We start from the raw sequence: 17,417 nt of genomic DNA, 5'->3' as shown, positions 1-17,417 counted from the left end.
TCGCGTTATCGGGTATGGACTATTAGATGGATCAAGGCCGGGAACCCCCGCGCAGAATGCTCCGAAGCTGGGGCGGCGATGCTCAGCCATGTTCCTTCACCCTCCTCCCCAATCCGTCTTGAATCAGCCCCGAACTGTCACATCCCAGAACTGAGACTGTCAAGCATTCCAGAGTGAATACAAGCCATCGATTTTCGCGTTATTTGGTATGGATCAATAATTGGTTCGGTCGCAGAAACCCCCATGCAGAATGCATAAAAACAAGTCGTTAATTCTTTAATCAATCACTTCAACCCCCCAGGCAATTCAGGCAACTCCGACTGGCCTTAGCCGGACTGGAGTAGCTCTGTCCAAGCTTCGGGAAACGCAAGCAATAGGAGGATGTGCATGAATGAAAAAATCATCCGTAATATCGGGTTGGGCCTCGGATTTCTACTGGCCACCCAGCAAGCCTCGGCGCAGGAAGCGGGGCCCTTCTACGGGCTGAAACTGCGCACGGCAGTTCAGGCCTCGGAGCACAAGGATGCACTGAAGGGGTACTTCCTAGGCTTCGGCGTGGAGGCCGGCTACCAGAACGACCTCGGTCGCTGGGGCGCAGAGCTGGGCTTCCTCTACAAGCCCGGAGGCTTCTACAGCGCGGATGTGACCGCCATCGGATCGGTCACAGCGATCAAGGTGGATCCAGCCCATTCCGTAGACATGCGGAAGAGCCAGGTGGATACCTTGGCCCTGCGCCTCTCCTATGAGAAGCCCTGGAACGATCTGGGTTTGCGGGCCGGCCTGCAGCTGGGCAAAGCCAAGTTCCGCGAGGAATACGTTGCGGACATCTCCGGCACGGATGGTTCCTACCGTGACGCCTATAACGGGGTGATCGAGAAGAGCGCATTGGCTGTCAGTCCCTACGTGGGTGTCTCGATCCCCGTCATGAAGGACCAGTTCCTGGAAGTGCAACTGGTCGGCCTCAGTTACACCTCCGCCACCTATGTCCATGTGGCCGGTACGGCCGGTGGACAGGGGACGCACAACTCGAAGGATTCCGTGAGCACAGCCACCCGCATGGTGCCCCACCTCGAACTGGCCTACGCCATCCGCTTCTAACCCTATTCCGCACGCGAGGTCACACATGAAGTTTCGCAACCTAACAGTGGGGATCACATCCCTGACCATGTTGTTGGCGGCGCAGACGCTCTCGGCGCAGGCCTCCAACAATGGCATCCTGCGCGGGGTGGTCAAGGATGAGGCCGGTGCGCCGGTCGCGAATGCGCTGGTGAGCCTTTCCGCTCCTCAGCTCATGGGCATCCGCCGAATCACCACGGATGCCGCCGGGGGATGGAACGCGGCCCTGCTCCCGCCCGGGGATTACAAGATCACGGCCACCTGCGACGGGTTCGTCGGTTCTTCGTCCCAGAATGTCCACGTGGGCCCTGGATCTCAGATGTTCCAGTCCCTCGTCATCAAGCATATCTCCACCGCCGCGGCCACCGTGGTTGTCCTCGGCGCGGGCTCGGACGTGGACAAGACCGAGGCCCAGGTGGTCTCCACCTTCACCTCGGAAGAACTGCTCCAGACCTCAGGCGGACGCGACATCAACGCCGCTCTCCGCATGGTTCCTGGTGCTGCCCCCACCCAGATGGGCTTGCCCTCATTCCGGGGCGCTTCGGTTGAAGCCACCCAGTACACCCTGAACGGCGTCGACATTAAGGACCCCATCTACAACCAGACCACGGGCGACTTCTTCATCGAAGACAATGTCGAGGACATCGCTGTCGTTCTGTCGCCTCTCAATGCCAAGTTCGGTCGCGCGCTGGGTGGCGGAGTGAACGTTGTCACCAAGTCGGGCGGCAACGATTTCGCCGGGTCCATCCGCGCCACGTACTCGCGCCCCTCGTACCGGGCGACGGACTACCGTCAGCAGGTGAGCGGAACGTCGGAGGGGCTCTCGCGGCAGTGGTACATCACGCTCATGGGCCCTATCATCAAAGACAAGCTCTGGTTCAACTACGCCACACAGCTCCGCCCCGACACTCAGGCCTACGGGACCGTCGGAACCCTCGACAAGTCCGTGATGAATGTTCAGAGAACGGGCAATCCGCTGATTGACGGGCTCACGGCCATTGATCCGAACACGCTCATGGCGCGGTCGACGGCCGCCTCGCAAATCCAGGGATACGGCCTTCCCAAGACGGATGCGGGGGCGCAGTACAGCCAGACGACCAAGTACACGTATAACGAAGGGAAGCTGTCTTGGGCCATCACGCCGGATCAGAGGCTTCAGGTCATGGGCAGCAAGGGCGAGTGGACTTACGGTGGGCAGTTGGACGGCGACGACTACTTCTTGGCGGGCCGCAGCCCCTCCAAGGAGACCCACGAGTCGGCGGGATTCAACTACACCGCGACTTTCGGGTCGACCAGCTTCCTGGAGGTCACAGGCAACACCTCCAGCAACAAGACCAAGCAGAACTCCGGCAAACTCGGGCGCGATCCGCGCAACAACCCCGTCAGGGCCTATGTGGATGCCTTCGACAACGCACCTGATCCCAGCCATGTCTATGGCGTCGATCTTCTGGTGGGAGGCACAGGCCGCGGAAACCCATCGGAGAATTTCGGCTCCAGGAGTGTCAACGCGAACATGAAACTGTATCGCGATTTCTGGGGCCTCCAGCACGACATCGATGTGGGTGCCGAGTGGTACCGGACTCACGTCTACTCCTCATCCTATTTCGGGTCGAACCACACACAGTTCAATGTGGGTGGCTGGTACGCCAAAGGCGGCTCGTACGACGGCGACTGGTTGTTCCCCACCATCGTCTACAGCAAGGATGCGGGCGGAAAGGACGTGAATGGCCAGAACGGAAACGTTGGTCTGGCTCCTGTGATGCAGCGGGCCTATGACGATGACGGCCTGTCCCTGAACACGAACCTCTCCCTCTGGCTCAACGACCAGATCACCGTAAATCCGAAACTGAATGTCATGGTCGGCCTGAGGGTGGATCGAACCTCCTCGAAGGACGGTAAGACGGGCCTGGACATCCTTGACCCCGTGACGGGCCTGAGTCCCCGTGTGGTCTTCACTTTCGACCCGAAGGGAGACGCGAAGCACGTGTTCAAGCTTTCGGCCGCCCGCTACCAGGATGCCTTCCCCGCCGACCTCACCAATTCGATGTTCCGGAAGGCGGAAAGCCATCTCGCGACCCTAGGATGGACGGGCCAGAACCAGCCTCAGGCCGGTGATCCCTCGGATCCCCTGCATGGCGTTCGGTTCGTGGACTATGCGGCCATCACCAATCCGGATAACTACCGGTACCCCATCAGCATGACCAACACCGTTGCGGGAACAGTCAACCAGCCGGGCCTGAAACCCCAGAGCAACATCGAATACTCGGTGGAATACCGCCGGGCACTGGACAACGGCTCCTGGGTGAAGATGACCTACGTCAACAAAACCTACCAGAACTGCATCGCCTTCTCTCGGCAGTGGGGCACCGCCTACGATGAGCGGGTACTGATCTCTGATTTCACGGGAACGGGATTGCCTCCCCTGTACACCCAGGTTCGCTACGCCTTCAACAGCAAGGATCTCTGGCGCGACTACAACGGCATCGAGATCGAGGGCGACTTCAAGGTCAACGACTACTTCCGCTGGCATCTGAATTACACCTACGGCCGTTCCCGAGGCAACTTCACCGCCGGGGAATCACCGACCTGGGGCGGCTACAACCAGACCGGATCGTTCACGCGTTCTTCAGAGCTCTACACCATGTCCCGCGTCCTGAACGCGGCTGGCATCGGCTCAGATCAGTTCGCTTCCGCCGGCGCCTTGCCTGGGGATGTCCCCCATGCGGGTCACATCATGCCCACTCTGGTGGTGCCCATCGGCAAGGGCTGGATCAGCTACGCGATCGATTTCAGCTATGTCAGCGGCCAGAACTGGAGCGCCACCAACGCCCAGTACATGCCTCAGGCTGTCAACGACGCCTACACCGCCCAGGTGGCCCAGAATCACGCAGACCCCGTCAAATACCCCACCCCGGTCGCGCCGCCGACCAGTTGGACCAAGTACTGGTCAGAGCGGGGTGCCTACCACGACAACGACCTCTTCGACGCCTCTCTCAATGTCGCTTACGAGATGCCCCTCCTGGGCAAGGTGAAGCTGTTCGGATTCCTGCGGGTCACCAACCTCTTCAACCACATCACCCAGCTCACCTACTACAACGGAAGCCCCCAGCAGGGCGGCATAAGCTCCGATAAGAATCTGAATGCCGGTGGCTACTTCCTGAGGGTTCCGAACTACGGAACCAAGTACGAGCAGGGCGGCGGGAACTACGTGACGGCCCCCCGCAACGGCAGCTTCAGCATCGGCCTCAAGTTCTAGGAACAGGAGAAACGACATGGCTCAATTTCGCGCAATGACGATGGCCGGGCTCCTGCTCCTGACGGGGAGTGCGGCGAAGGCCCAGCAGACCGCTGGCTGGAAGGCGGGTGCCGCCATTCCGTATTCCATGGACAGCCTGAGTTCTTTCACCAACCGGACCTTGATGGGCCTCTGTCTCGACGGGGCCTATCAGGTGCCGGTCGCAGATTCCACCACCTTCATCCGCCTGGGCCTGGGGCTGAATGCCTTCCCGGGCCAGGAAAAGACTTCCGGAACACTCACCCGGAAGGTCAGTTTCATGTCGGAGCAGGTCACCGCCGATGTCATCGTGCCCATCAGCACTTCCAGGTGGGCCCTGGTGGCTGGAATCTCGGCCAACAACTGGCATGTGAACTCGACGCTCAGAGATTCCAGTGATCCCGCGATGGAAGGGACATCCGGTGCGGTCAAAAAGGTCTTCGGGAAATTCGGATTCCGAACCGGCCTGGAATACCAGGTCGCGTCCAGACTGGCTTTGACGGCGCTTTTCCAACAAACCGAGCTCGGTTCCGATGCCCGGCTTAGGAAGGGCGGGGACGATATCTACGGTTACCAAGGGATCAACCCCTCCTGGATCCAGGTGGGCATCAGATACAGTTTTTGACCGAGCCCATCGCGTCAGGAGAGAGGTGCCTGGCGCCTTGCCTGCAGACCAAGCAAGGTTTGGACCTGATATTCAAGCCCCGGAGCCATCCGGGGCTTGAATCTTATTCACGGGTCATTTGAAGGGTCGAGCATCGCGTGAGCGCAGGAAGGATCCGCCACTCGACCTTCGAATGCTGAGAGAGCGATGTTCAGAGGCTTCTTAAAGCCGTCGACGGCGCTTCTTGTAACGCGGCGGCCGGTTTGGCGCGACATTTGCGCTTGGTTTGGCGCGACACAGCGTAAGCCGTAGTGCGATCAAGAGCCTGCCCAGACCTGGGAGATAACCCCGCCTGAGGAGATCTTTCCGACCAGTGGGTTGCCCTGGGTAGGGCCATAACCACAGAAGGCCAGGAACCCCCCGGGATCCTTTGACAAGTGTGCGATTCCAAGGACCGCACCAGGAGCGCCCATGGTTGGGACCCAGCGAACCAATGTGGAGACGACACCAGCGGGGGTGCATTTATTCACGCCTAGATGGCCATCGCCAAAATACCGATCAAAGTAGCCCGAATAATAGACATCAGAGCCAATGACGGCCATCTGGCCAATTCCTTCACCGGAGCGGTCCTTGAGGGTGGTTACAACCCCAGCGGCCGTGCAGTAGCGCAAGGTCCCATCGAAGACACCACCACCAACCAGTTCCTGGACAAAGAGGTTCCCAACAGCATCTGCAGCCAGTTGGCAGCCAAATGAAAACCTGGCGCTGGTCCCGGTCCCGTCGACCAGGGTGCCGTTGCCTTCGCCAACAGCCCAGCCACCGGCAAGGATCGATATAGCCTTGGCCGGGGTGATCTTGAGGATCTGCCTCGTGTAGTTGGTAAACACATAGAGATTGTCGGAAGCATCAATGGTGAGGCTCCCTATCGCACCCTGTAGGTGCCCATATCCTCTGCTGAAATCGCCCGCGTAGGCGCTCAGATCGAGCCAGGTGGTGGCATTACCAGATGAATCGATCCGTCGCAGGGCAGAGTCGTTATCGATTACGAAGAAGTTGCCTGACGAATCCACCACGCATGACATGGAATTCAGGAAACGAGATGCCCCCGCATCGCCATTGACCAACCCTGTCAGAGAAGAACTGCCGGAGAGGTTTGAAATACCAGCAGACGTAACAGTGATCAGCCTGGAGGGAGGCCTTTGCTGGGTGGTGCCCATAAGGTTCAGGGTGTCGTGGCGCTGGCTCGTGACCACCACAAACGTGTTGGTGTCCATCATGGCCAAGCCATTCAGATTCGCAACGCCAGCGGGCAAGTGAATCGGCGGGTAGTCAACGTCAGGGGCACCGAACGCCTGGCTCAACACCATTGTGAATTCCGGCGTAGTGCGGACCGTTCCTGTGAAGGTCCCGTTCACTGGCTTGATGCGGAACTGCACAGGCTTGGTAGGGTCGGCATCATCTATCCTTCGCTGAGCCTCGGTATAGATCTTTGAAGTGCTTGTCAGGCCAGGCCATGAGCGCTTCATTACCCCGCCAACGAGCACTTCGACGGTGACCGATCCCTCCAGCGCATAGGCCCCGGCCACATCCTGAGGGACCAGCAGCGTACCCGGCCCTTGGGTGACGCGATTTCGATGAGACCAGGAAAGGGTCGCATCCCCTGAAATATTCGACGGCCACGACTCGTAGGGGACGCCGTTGAGCGTGACGTTGCCCGGAGGCAGCGGTTTCCAGGCGCGGGAGGCGGTGTTGAGCTGCATTTCAACGGCACCACTCAGGGGCAGAATCCCCCGAGGCGTCCGAGTTAGGAGCTTGGTTTTTATGAGTAGATCAGTCGCGTAGGGCATCAGATCAACCTAGCGAATGGGACGTGGATGGAGCTGGCCCACAGAAGGAAGAGGATCGCCCCCTCCGCCTGTATTCGGAGCTGGGACGTTGGCATTGAAGACTTTGACCACCCGCGTGTTGTGGGTGGTTCCAGAAGGGTGATTTGCTTGAATCGCCATGTGACATCACTCATACCGGATGAGAAGAGAGGAACTGCCATTTGCGACCACACTGCTGATTGAGTCAGACCCAATGGCCATGTATTTCCGTGTCGTCCCATAGAGAGCTACGTCCGCAGTCCCCCTACGAACAAGGTCGGAGTCCAGGTAGAGCAGCAGGTTTCGGCAAGGATTTGAAGGCGCGCCATCGAAAAACCGAATCGGGCAAACACCGATATTCCCTCCAAGGGCCCAGTTGGATCCCGACGGCGCAAAGGCACCCAAGGCTGTTGAGGTAGCCTGATGCAAAAGGCTGGGGCGGATCAGCTGATTCACCACATATACGGCGCTGGAGCTGGAGTTCTCATGAATGAGCAATAAAAAGCCATCAGAGGTGTCGGCACCCGCGCTATCAGGTGTGCGCTCAATTGAAAACAGCAAGCTCGCAGAAAGGGTGTTCCCCGCGAGGAAAAAGCACAGCCGATTGGTGTCACCGGATCCAATGAAAAAGGCTGCAGTTCCTGCGCCCATATTAACTGGCGCGGTTCGAGCAACCATTACACCAGTGATGACGCCTCCACCACTGGATCCAGTCCCAATCGTGAAAGCCATTCCTGGATTCGTGATCGAGCCTGTGCTGAGGAACTCTATTTTTATAAATAATGGCGCGGAGGCTTGAAGCGCATCATTCATCCTCCAGATTTGATACCCAAGTAACTGGCCGCTCGCTGTGGCATTCACGAGCGCCGATGCGGCTGTTTGCCCAGCATCACTTGTCTGGATCCAACCACTGGCAGTCAACAAGGCCTCAAGCCGCCCTGCCCAATCGCGAATTCCCCCATAGGTGTAGCAGTTTCGACCGGACGCAGATGCTTCATCAACCAGAGTTGTGGCTCCGCCAAGGACCATTTGGGAAGAGGACAGGGAGGTAATAGGCCCGGATACGTTGTTTCCTGACGCACTGAATCCAGTCCAGTTGACATTCTGACCAAGGACAAAATTGTCTGTGAGAAAGGATCCGCCACTCCGAGTGAAGGTTTTGGTGGCTGCAGTGACTGCGACATTCGTTGCAGAGAGACTCGTGCTGGCAAGGAAGGAGACATTGGATGCGAAGGCCTTTGCCATTCAAGACTCCAAATCGGTGAATACAACAGTTACGCCGACCGCCGCGCTTGCGCCCAGGTTCGTGACGCTCAAATAGGCCTTGCCGGTGACAGGGTCATCCTGGTTCGAGAAGGTCGCTTCTTTCAATGCGAAGGACAGGTGGGCGGCGTCAGTGACCACATCCAGCTCACAATCCGAAGGGTCCGTGAGCTTTTGGGTTGAAGGCCGGGCAGCGTCTGTGGAGCGACGTGCAGCCGTCGAATACAGGCGGACTCGCGCCGCCTGTGTGGTTGTGAGCTTGTAGAGCTTTCCTGTCTTAACGAAGTCGATGTCCTGCGTTTCGACAGCCCCAGCGGCCAACACGCCGGTCGTCCAGTTCGCTGAGGCTCGGGAGGGGCGGCCATTGGTTCCATTCATTCCGGCCGGGCCAACGAGAGAGGTCCCGACCGGCCAAGCCCCACCTGCCTTTGGCCCGAAAATGAAATGAGAAGTCAGGTTGATGTAGCTATCACCATCCGAACCGATATCTGAGGTCGGGTCGATGGTCCCGTAGAGGATGGTGCGTCCGTTGATGCCAGGTGTTGATGGGCCTGCGACAGCACCACCGCCGCCGCTGCCATCGGATGAACGCACCTCGGCGGCGCCGACGCTGAAAAACCAAACGCGATCACCCGCTGCGTTGTCTGAGGGGACTGTGTCGATAACGCCGCGAAGCACCGCAGACACAGTGAAACTGCCGTCAACATTCGCTACAGCCGTGGTCCAAGACACCAGCTCCCCAGTCGCAGGGAAATAAGCTAGGTTTGCGCCACGGGCGCGACCATCCGAATTGGTGCTGAACCCCGGCAACTGGGCCAGGTCGGAGCCACCAGATACGGTGAAGCCAACTGGATCAAGCGCGGCCGTCTTGCATCCGTATGCACTCGTGAGTAAGCCGGTCGGAGTCAGTGATGGCAGGTTCCCCGTCTGAAGATACCCAGCACCCTCATTGGTCCAGATCTCTGCATCCAGAGTGACCTGGTCGGCTCGCGATCCAATGGCGAAGACCTGGCGAGATGCCCCCACTGCCCAGTAAGGCGCTTCCATCAGCGCCTGGGCCTCGCAGGGTTGAGGCGTAACGCCGGGATCGACCCAACCAGATGACGCCGGAGCGCCATACAAGGCAGACCCGAGGCTGAATACATCCTTCAGGAAAGAGATCCGAATGCCAGAGGACTGCAAGTCACCCCTGGAAATCTTCAACACGCGGCAGACCACCTGGTCGATTCCCAGGGGGGCCCATCGCAGAACAAAAAGGTCGCCAGGCCTAAGAGTGCGGGCGACCCGGGTGCAGATCAGATCACCTTTGGCCAATGGGGTGCTGTAGGCCCTGAGATCCCGATCCGCCACCTTTGCAGCCAGGCTAGCCTTGGAAATCATCGGGTAGCTCAGGCTCGCATTGACCACCGCATCTTGATAGCGGATATTCGCGAAGGCCTGCGCCTGGACTTGTTTGGTTGAGAAATTAGATGCCCGGCTCGTGTAGGACACTTGAACCTGGTTGGTTGATTCGTCCAGCGCGACCTCGCTGTAACCCTCAAGCGCCTGGATGGACGAATGGCCATCCAACACTGGAAGCGTGGCGACGTTATAGCCGCCACGGGCTAACGTGATCCGCCATTTCCCTGTTGAGAAGTCTAAAAAGTTGCAGCCGTCAATGGTCCGCAGGATTTCCTCAATGAAGGAGCGTGCATCCCCGCTCTCCCAGATACCACTAATCCCAAACCCTTCGCTCGCGAGCTGCTGCGCTGCTGCCTGGAAGCTAGGGATATCCACGAGATCAACTGGCTGCGCCATGCCACATTCCTGCGAGGTCAGCACCTCGTAGATGACCTCGGCGGCGTTGGCATCGCCATTCAAATTCGTCGTCGATGAGCCAAACCCGAGATTCGATGGGAGCCGACGCACAACCGCGCTGATGGGCGGAATTCGAGGAGAGGTCCCGAGGTAGCCGTTATCTCCACCAGCGCTGGGTCCCTGCCACACCAGCGTAGCGACACCACGCCACGCAGGAAGGGGCGCCCCAAGCACGTCAACAAGGTAGTCATCAACGGGCTGAGACATGGTCCCGGGCAGGAAGTTGAAGGTTCCAGCCAAGCCACCGCCGCCAGTCTCTCCACCGAATAGCCCTTCCGAACTGACATGGATCAGTCCACCAGTGCTCACGCCAGTCCAGAAGGTCTTGCCGTCCGCCTGCAGCTCAAGCAGCTCCACAGGCCCAAGGCAAAGGCTAAGCTTCATCCCCACGTAGTAGCGATAGCCTACCGTTTGCCATAACGTGCTTCCCGTACCCATGAAGCCGCCCTTACCGGCCTTCTGCCTGATTGGGCGATTGGCGATGTCCCCCCACCAGGTCACATTGGGACTGTCCAGCTTGACCGTTCCGAATACGAACGCTTTCCGCCGATCCTCAGTGGCCGTCGGGAAGTCGAAGTCGGCGGTGCCAGCGGCCTTCGCGTTCTCCACCTTTGGCTTGGGGCGCAGCATCTCGCCCACCACCATGGAGGCGACCCAGAGGAAGAACATCACTGGCCACGGCATCAGCCGTCCAGCCCAGTCTTGAAGGGGTTCTTATCGCCAACAAACGGCTCACCGCCGTAATTCGCAGCGTTATTGAAGACGCTGTGACAATCTCCCCATGAGCCATCGGCTCGTTTCCAGAGGTGATCGCACCCGCGAACGACCTTCAGAGCATCTCCAGCCTTCGCACCAACCAGCGGAAATCGCAAGCCGACTGAATTGCCAACATGGCTGATGATCTCCTGACGGGCGTCAAGGTCCAGGTGGTAGGCCTCTCCCCGCACCCACCAGCCGTCCGCCTGTGTCCCGAAGAGATCCGCGACCAGAGTCATCCCATCCGAACTGATGGAGGTTATGACCGCATCACGGGTCCACTCGGCCTCCGAGACACCACAGCTGTAGAGCCGTCGCCCGCAGCTGTATCCATAGGAAAGGCGCAGCGTAGCCCGGCCGAGGGCCTTGTCCGTCGGATCGCATTGAATCTGAGTCCGCGAGCCCGTCCACGACACCCCTCGGACCTTTCCCTGCCATATCCATTCCGTCTCGGTCTCACCGCGATGGAGGCGCCCCACAGACACCCAGATGGAACTTCCGGGGGCGCCCCCACGGAACAACATGGCAACCGGGAAATCACGAGCCACCTCAAGCTGGAGGGTCGAATGCTTTTCCTCCTTCCCAAGGCTCGGAGCATTGCGGCGAATGGTCGCGGGCTGGAAAGTGCCATCAACAGTTGTGACAGGCTCTGCATCGCTCGTATAAAGCCACCGGTTGCCCCCCCTGACGAAGAGGTAGAACTCAACGGGGGCGCCATCATGGACAGAGTTTTCGCGGCTGGCCAACGTCAAAGTAAAACCTCCTTCACCCGGAAACTAGCCCGTAGGAGGTCGTCCGTCTCCCAGACCATGCGGAGGCTGTCTTGGTCCAACCGAACGAAGGAAAGATAGCTGATGCAGCGCCAGTCAGAGGTAGCGCGGGCCTGCCCAAAAGACTGATCGAGCGTGATCCATTCATGGTCCATTCCGCCGGGTGCACTACCCGTGATCCGCCGAAAGATTGGCGCACCTGCAAGGGGGTAGAAGGCCAGATCACAGCGGTTGTGGTGTTGAACTATATGGGTGCTGTAAAGCACATTCCGGATGCGGACCGACAGGTCGGAGGCCGATGCGTCCTGGGACTGCTCCATGTCTCGCGAATATGTCGGAAGCCAGAAGGGGATGCAGCGGCCCCGCCGCGCATCAATGAACCCCATGAAACGGGCAATCGCTTCACGCCCCTTGATCAGCCAGTTGAAGGGGCGGGAAAACTCTGGTGCATCCGTATGAGCGTCATAGTCGATAAGGCCAGTTCCGAAATCAATCGCATCAATATCTCGCTCGGCTGATTCTCCGACATCCAGGCTCCAGTCAGGCTCTTCAGTCAGAACCTCATAGCCCCGGTAAAGAGGCAGGCCGCTCGGCGCCAGCCGATTGATACCAATACCGACCGTAGGGTCGAGGGACCACTCCACTCGCGCACCTGCCATGAGAGCGTTATCCCGTTTCCACTCAACAGACTTCGGCATGTGCCCAAGACGCATGGGCACCACACGGGTTCCAGTTGGCCATGCACTCTTTGTGGGTTGCTTGAGATTCAGCGAAGCAAGAGTGACCGTATCAACTTCTACAATCTCCCATTCATCGTGATCACCCCAGAGCATCACCGCTTGGTCCGCAGCCAGGTCGAGGAAGGACGTTGCCATGGGGATGACAACGGCGCCAGGTTCCAGATCGAGGCCCAGCCATGCTTGATCCATCCATACAGGCACCGCGAATTCCCGATGCTGCCAGCCCCATACAAGGCTCTGAAATATGGAGCCCTGCCTGGCATCCTCAAACAGATAGCTGAAGGCGAGATTCCGTCGCGCCTTTCCTAGCAGCTGAATGCGTTGCTCCAGTCCCTCGTAAGCCCGCAGGACATCCGTCTTCCAGGTGAGCTGCTCTTCAGGTGGATCCGACCAGTCTGGGCTGAAGGTCATCGCAATAACTCGAACAGCCGTCACTGTGAGCGTGGGCTGTTCTGCGGGGAATACCCATGTAAACACCGCATTCAGCGCAGCACTCCCGGCCGAGCTGATCGAGACATTGTAGATGCGACTTTCCAATGGCCCAAATGATGCCGGTGGCATCGCATTGCCCGAGATCTCCGTCCCATCTGGGTTTAGAGCCTGGATAGCACTTAGAGCCTGTGCGTCATCCCGTGCGTTCCATACCTCGACCTGGCGCAGCTGGCTATCCAGCAGATTGCCAAGGGCAAAGAAGGATGGGAGCACATGGATGTGACCATAGAGGATGTCCCTGAATGAAGGAGATCCGAGACTCGGAAGGGACCAATGAGCTACGGTGATCGGCCCTGATACCACCCGGGCCAGTGATCCACCATCACCAGCCCTCCCAGGGCCACCCCAGCTTGCAACGCCTTGGCCCAAGGTGGTGCTGACGCTAGGCCCATCCAGGGCGCCACCAAAGGCCACAGGTGCGACAGACGGAAGGACGGCCATGGTTATGCGCGGCGAATCACGGTGCCATGGGTAGCAGAGTCACCCGGGAAGGGCACAAACCAATCCACCCCCTGCTGGTAGGCCTGCCCTGGGACAAGGCCTGTGATGTTCGTCATGAAGACGTTTGGCAAGGTTCCAAGCAAGCTCATCCCGCCGTCATCGCGAGTTGTGAAAACCTGAACAGGGAGTAGCACTGATGTGCTGTTGAGCGAATTCCTGGACCGCTCTACCAATCCGCTCAGGGTTGGCACCTGCCCGCTTACAACTCGACCACCGGCCACGTTGGTATCACCTGTTCTTCCGGTGAACTCTTCGTTTGAACAGCTCACCCATTTACCCGTGAATGAATCCACATCTGCACGGACCATGACCAGAGGGCCCAGGCCTGAGTCCTTGTTCGCACCGAATGGGTAGCAGGGGAGGGTGTTGTCATGGCCAGGCCCCTCTGAATAGCCAGCCCATTCATAGCTGGAGGAAGACGCGATCCAGGCGCCACCGGTCCAGCTTCCAGCCTTGATTAACGATTCACCGAAACCCATCCAGCGCCAAACCCCGGCAGATTTCTGGACGTAGAGGATGAGCGACTTGGTTGTGTCGTCATAGTCCATCCAGTAGCTGACGATGGCTCCTGCTGGCAGCTTGATGGATCCACCTATCGAGTTCGCTCCTCGCATTGGAACGCCAGCCTGATCACGCCATGCGTTTCCAGAGTTAAAGCCTGTGCTGAGATTGAAGCCGATCTGCTGAGTCTGCGAGGCACCGCCACCTGCCCAGATCGATGATGCAGTGTTATCGGCGCTCTTCGCGTTGAGATAGAAGCCACCTTTATGCATGTGCAAGCGCTTGCCCGGGGCTTCGACGGCAAACAGATCGACTGTCCATCCTTGCGCGACCAGAAACGCGCGGAGCTTATCCAGCAGATCCGTGGGATTTAGTGCGGTTCCGAGATCGTAGGCCATGATTCACCTCAGGCGAGCTTGAAAGCCGCATAGTCCGTCTTGGTTGCACGGAAGACGTTGGGCACGGCCAGCCATGTGTCAGAACCATCGGGGTGAGTGTTCTCAGCGGCGTTGCCGAACCCAGGAACCCAGTTGACCTGGTCGAACTGTCCCAAGACATCCTTCTCACCTGTTTCGGTGGCTCGGCTGAGGATCAGAGGCAGGCGCTGATAGGTTCCATCGAGATTTGGGCGCAGGTCCGAATTCCCGTTTCCAATCGGGTAGATGGTGCCTTCCCTTGCTGAGTAATTAGGGCCGAACGACCACCAAGTTCCATCGTTCAAGCGGACCCGCAGCTGCCCCTCGCGTCCCAGGCCGCTACCCGAGTTGAACCAGTTCCGATTCTGGGTGCCCGCGTAGCTCCAACGGAGATTGGTATTCCCGGCAAGGCTTAGCTCACCGGGCCATGCCATGTTCGCGCCCAGCACCATTGGATATGGCCATTGCCCAGGGCTCGCAAAGGGGGTGAGAGCGAACCCAGCCACGCAGCTGACATATACAGTCCCAACCTTGGCGACGACCCAAACCCATCGCCCGGTTGCACCCATCCAGTAAGGAATGGCCGCGTTCTGCAGGGTGAGGATTGGGCCCGATTGGCTGGCCCCCCAGCCCGTGTGATGTGCCCCGGGCTGCCCTTCAAAGGGCAAACCGGCATCGAAGCCTGTAAACCCTGATAGGACCCAGTTGTAGTAGTCGGCGCTCACATCGCTGAACGACTTCATGCCGATGAATATCTGGTCAGTGCCTGTCAGGCCTGGCCCGCGAAGGATGGCCTCACCAGTGACGTTCCGAAGTGCTGTCCATGCTTGAGCGCCAAGGCTGGCGCCAGTCAGAAAGGTCACCAACCGAGCCATCAGATCGTTGTAGTTCGCGGCGGTGCCGTTGGTCGTGGCCATCATCGGCCTCCCATGGATTCGGGGTTGTCATTCACCACGCGGATGATGGCCTTCGTGCCACGCGGGGCCTGGGCGGCCTTCTCCAGGGCCGCCTCCATGTCGTAGACGATGATCGGCATGACGTTCAGATTTGGGCTCGCAGCTGCAGCCAGGGCTCCAAGGGTGGGCGGTCCGACCTGGCCTCCAGATGCGAACCCACTGGAGCGCCACCGGCTTGGGTGAAGGTTCGCCAGAAATTCAGTGCCCCAGAAGTTCGTGGTCTCCTGGTCATGGACGTATTCCCCACGGTGAACGATTCCGGCTGGTTCGTATTTCCCACCCAGGCCGGTATATCCACCATCCGCGTAGGAGCCGCCAAAGGCGCCAATGATCGCCTGGGACCAGGTGTTACCACCAGCAGCCGACTCACCTAAAAGCGCCTCCGCGGCTTTGATAAGCATGAGCTTGGTGAGCACCTGGCCCAAGGAATTGACGATACCAAGCCCCGCTTCGCGAAACTTGTCATTCATCTCACCTGCGCCCTTTCCCACCGCCATTAAGGCTGGGACCAGACCGGAGGCCAGCGCACCAGCCCCCGCCTTCTGCACGTCGAACCACTCATTCCGCAGCTGGCCGAGCTGGATGCCCGTGGCAGCCACAGTGTTGCCCATTTGCTGGGCCTGCAGAGCCAGATTGGCTGCGACCTTCTGGTCTTCAGGTTTCCCTGAGGCATCTGCCTTTGCCTGAGCAGCAGTTGCCTCAGCTTTCAGCGCGTCAAGCGCTGCCTTCATGGCAGGAAGCCGAGCTTCGATGGCCTGCGCCCTCATCTCCTGCGCCTGCAGGCTGGATACAATGCCCGCATTCTGAAGATTCTGGATGCCCGCCTCATCCGCAGAAAGCTGCGCCTGGGAGAAGTCCAGATCTTGCCGGAGCTTGTCGGCACGGGCCTTCGCCTTGTCCAGCTGGATCAGTTTTTCCACGATCTGCTGGCCAGCCTGGTCACTGCTGGCCACGAGCTTCGCCAGCAGGTCCCGGTATTGCTGGTCGATCTGCAGTGCCCGAGCTTTCGCGGTCTCACCCTGGGCGTCCAACAGCTGGGACTGAGCCTCCCACACCTGATCGGTTAGGTCGCGGAGCGCTAGGCGTTCAGATCTGCCGGTGGTCCTGGCCACGTCCGCCTTCTTGCGCTCCAGGACCGCGATCTCCTCATCCAGTTTCGAGACCTCCCCAGGGTTGCTCTTGCTCTGAGCCTCCTTGTCTCGCAGCCGCTGTTTCGAGGCGATGAGGTCATCCAGCGCCTTCAATTCGATGGCCTTCAAGCGGCTGTAGTAGTTCGCGATGCCGATCTGGTTATCCGCGAATCCGGCCTCAAGCTGGGCCTTCTCCCGATCAAGAATGTCCTTGATGCGAGTGGCCTCACCCTCTGCCTTCTTCCGTGCTGCCTCAATCTGCTGCGTGGTGATGAGCTGCGAGGCGCCTCCCGGCTTGGCCTCCGCCAAGTTGCTAGGCGGTTCAGCCACCACCGGGGCGGCGGAAGGGTTGAAGCGGGCCTTGAGCGGTGCCAACTCCGCTTCAAGAAGGGCGATGTTCGACTGAAGACGTTTGATGTTTAGAGATAGGCCAAGCTCAGCGCCAGCATTGTCTACCTTGGATTCAGCCATCCGAGCGAGAGTGGCTGTGTCCTGTTCTACTTCAGCTTTCAGCTTCTCCAGCTGAGACTTCGTCGCCTCGTACTTCCGACGCTCGCTCTCTTCGGTCTGTTTGTTCACTTTCTCCAAGGCATCGGAGACTTTGACCAGGCCGTCTTTCTCCTTGTTTAGCGCATCCTGGTAGCTCTCCGCCCGCCGCTGGATCCAACCCTCCACCTGGGCCACAACGGAAGCGTCGAGGCCGTTGGCAGGGGTCCACCAGAAGACCTGGCCGTTCACGGTGATCGCGACCGGCAGAATCTCTGCGGCGGAGGATTCGCGCATCAGGCCACCTTCGCCTTCAACTGACGGTCCAACTCGATAGCCGCCTCGACGCTGTAAACGACCGGCAAATGAAGGTTCAGCGCCACATTCATCTCTCGGAGGCAGCCCGGGCTGTTGTTCCAGCCATCAATCATCAGCAGGTAGTCGCACCTGCGGATGACCTCCAAGTCCATGGCCATCCAGCTCTCATAGCCCACATCCGAGTTCCCGATGATGGGGCTGTTGGCGTGGGGGCAGTAGTGCAGGACTTCGGCCTCCCAGAGCAACGTGGAAGCCTCAAGGGCGGCAAACCGATGGCGGTTGCGGGTCAAGGCATCCTCCGCGCTCATAGGGCCACTGAGATAGCCCATGGGGAGACGGGGCGAAGTGAGATCCTTGTGCAGCTGCTCCATG

General features: G+C 59.2%; 12 protein-coding genes. 3 read left to right on the top strand and 9 right to left on the bottom strand.

The genetic code is table 11. The features are described 5' to 3' along the window. Positions 1-387: 387 nt before the first annotated feature. The 3 genes from Q9293_RS02870 to Q9293_RS02860 are packed head-to-tail and all read left to right on the top strand — an operon-like array spanning position 388 to position 5,015. Entirely contained in the window at positions 388-1,098 is a 711-nt protein-coding gene (locus Q9293_RS02870; protein WP_306249840.1) for a hypothetical protein, read from the top strand. Positions 1,099-1,123: 25 nt separating this feature from the next. Beyond that, positions 1,124-4,372, top strand: a complete 3,249-nt coding sequence (locus tag Q9293_RS02865) for a TonB-dependent receptor (protein WP_306249839.1) — start codon at positions 1,124-1,126, stop codon at positions 4,370-4,372. A 16-nt stretch (positions 4,373-4,388) separates the two neighbouring features. Then, complete coding sequence (locus Q9293_RS02860; RefSeq protein WP_306249837.1) at positions 4,389-5,015, top strand: hypothetical protein; 627 nt, start codon at positions 4,389-4,391, stop codon at positions 5,013-5,015. 296 nt (positions 5,016-5,311) lie between these two features. On the opposite strand, the gene Q9293_RS02855 is transcribed toward Q9293_RS02860, so the two are convergent. From Q9293_RS02855 to Q9293_RS02815, 9 genes are all read right to left on the bottom strand, one after another. After that, positions 5,312-6,754, bottom strand: coding sequence for a hypothetical protein (locus Q9293_RS02855; protein ID WP_306247431.1), 1,443 nt, complete (start codon positions 6,752-6,754; stop codon positions 5,312-5,314). A 252-nt stretch (positions 6,755-7,006) separates the two neighbouring features. Further along, positions 7,007-8,104 carry a hypothetical protein gene (locus tag Q9293_RS02850; protein ID WP_306247429.1) on the bottom strand — a complete coding sequence of 366 codons (1,098 nt, stop codon included), beginning with the start codon at positions 8,102-8,104 and terminating at the stop codon, positions 7,007-7,009. Then, complete coding sequence (locus tag Q9293_RS02845; protein WP_306249834.1) at positions 8,105-10,663, bottom strand: phage tail protein; 2,559 nt, start codon at positions 10,661-10,663, stop codon at positions 8,105-8,107. Continuing rightward, positions 10,663-11,487: a phage BR0599 family protein gene (locus Q9293_RS02840; protein WP_306249832.1), complete on the bottom strand. Its 825-nt coding sequence runs from the start codon at positions 11,485-11,487 to the stop codon at positions 10,663-10,665. The genes Q9293_RS02845 and Q9293_RS02840 overlap by 1 nt, the downstream gene beginning before the upstream one ends. Continuing rightward, complete coding sequence (locus Q9293_RS02835) at positions 11,484-12,950, bottom strand: hypothetical protein (protein ID WP_306249830.1); 1,467 nt, start codon at positions 12,948-12,950, stop codon at positions 11,484-11,486. The genes Q9293_RS02840 and Q9293_RS02835 overlap by 4 nt, the downstream gene beginning before the upstream one ends. 230 nt (positions 12,951-13,180) lie before the next feature. Beyond that, complete coding sequence (locus Q9293_RS02830) at positions 13,181-14,137, bottom strand: hypothetical protein (protein ID WP_306249828.1); 957 nt, start codon at positions 14,135-14,137, stop codon at positions 13,181-13,183. 8 nt (positions 14,138-14,145) lie between these two features. After that, positions 14,146-15,075, bottom strand: a complete 930-nt coding sequence (locus Q9293_RS02825) for a hypothetical protein (protein WP_306249826.1) — start codon at positions 15,073-15,075, stop codon at positions 14,146-14,148. Next, the gene (locus Q9293_RS02820) at positions 15,072-17,024 is read right to left on the bottom strand and encodes a hypothetical protein (protein WP_306249823.1); all 1,953 of its coding nucleotides are present in this window, start codon (positions 17,022-17,024) and stop codon (positions 15,072-15,074) included. The genes Q9293_RS02825 and Q9293_RS02820 overlap by 4 nt, the downstream gene beginning before the upstream one ends. After that, positions 17,024-17,416, bottom strand: a complete 393-nt coding sequence (locus Q9293_RS02815) for a DUF4406 domain-containing protein (protein WP_306249821.1) — start codon at positions 17,414-17,416, stop codon at positions 17,024-17,026. The genes Q9293_RS02820 and Q9293_RS02815 overlap by 1 nt, the downstream gene beginning before the upstream one ends. Position 17,417: the final 1 nt, after the last annotated feature.

The organism is Geothrix sp. PMB-07 (assembly GCF_030758935.1).
In the GTDB taxonomy this organism is placed as follows: domain Bacteria; phylum Acidobacteriota; class Holophagae; order Holophagales; family Holophagaceae; genus Geothrix.
Note: the sequence above shows the minus strand (reverse complement) of the source record. Positions and strands in the feature narration are given on the sequence as shown.

Coding starts and splice junctions, on each gene's coding strand:
- Q9293_RS02870 (WP_306249840.1), top strand. CDS start 388: ATGAATGAAAAAATCATCCGTAATATCGGGTTGGGCCTCGGATTTCTA.
- Q9293_RS02865 (WP_306249839.1), top strand. CDS start 1,124: ATGAAGTTTCGCAACCTAACAGTGGGGATCACATCCCTGACCATGTTG.
- Q9293_RS02860 (WP_306249837.1), top strand. CDS start 4,389: ATGGCTCAATTTCGCGCAATGACGATGGCCGGGCTCCTGCTCCTGACG.
- Q9293_RS02855 (WP_306247431.1), bottom strand. CDS start 6,754: ATGCAGCTCAACACCGCCTCCCGCGCCTGGAAACCGCTGCCTCCGGGC.
- Q9293_RS02850 (WP_306247429.1), bottom strand. CDS start 8,104: ATGGCAAAGGCCTTCGCATCCAATGTCTCCTTCCTTGCCAGCACGAGT.
- Q9293_RS02845 (WP_306249834.1), bottom strand. CDS start 10,663: ATGCCGTGGCCAGTGATGTTCTTCCTCTGGGTCGCCTCCATGGTGGTG.
- Q9293_RS02830 (WP_306249828.1), bottom strand. CDS start 14,137: ATGGCCTACGATCTCGGAACCGCACTAAATCCCACGGATCTGCTGGAT.
- Q9293_RS02825 (WP_306249826.1), bottom strand. CDS start 15,075: ATGATGGCCACGACCAACGGCACCGCCGCGAACTACAACGATCTGATG.
- Q9293_RS02820 (WP_306249823.1), bottom strand. CDS start 17,024: ATGCGCGAATCCTCCGCCGCAGAGATTCTGCCGGTCGCGATCACCGTG.
- Q9293_RS02815 (WP_306249821.1), bottom strand. CDS start 17,416: ATGGAGCAGCTGCACAAGGATCTCACTTCGCCCCGTCTCCCCATGGGC.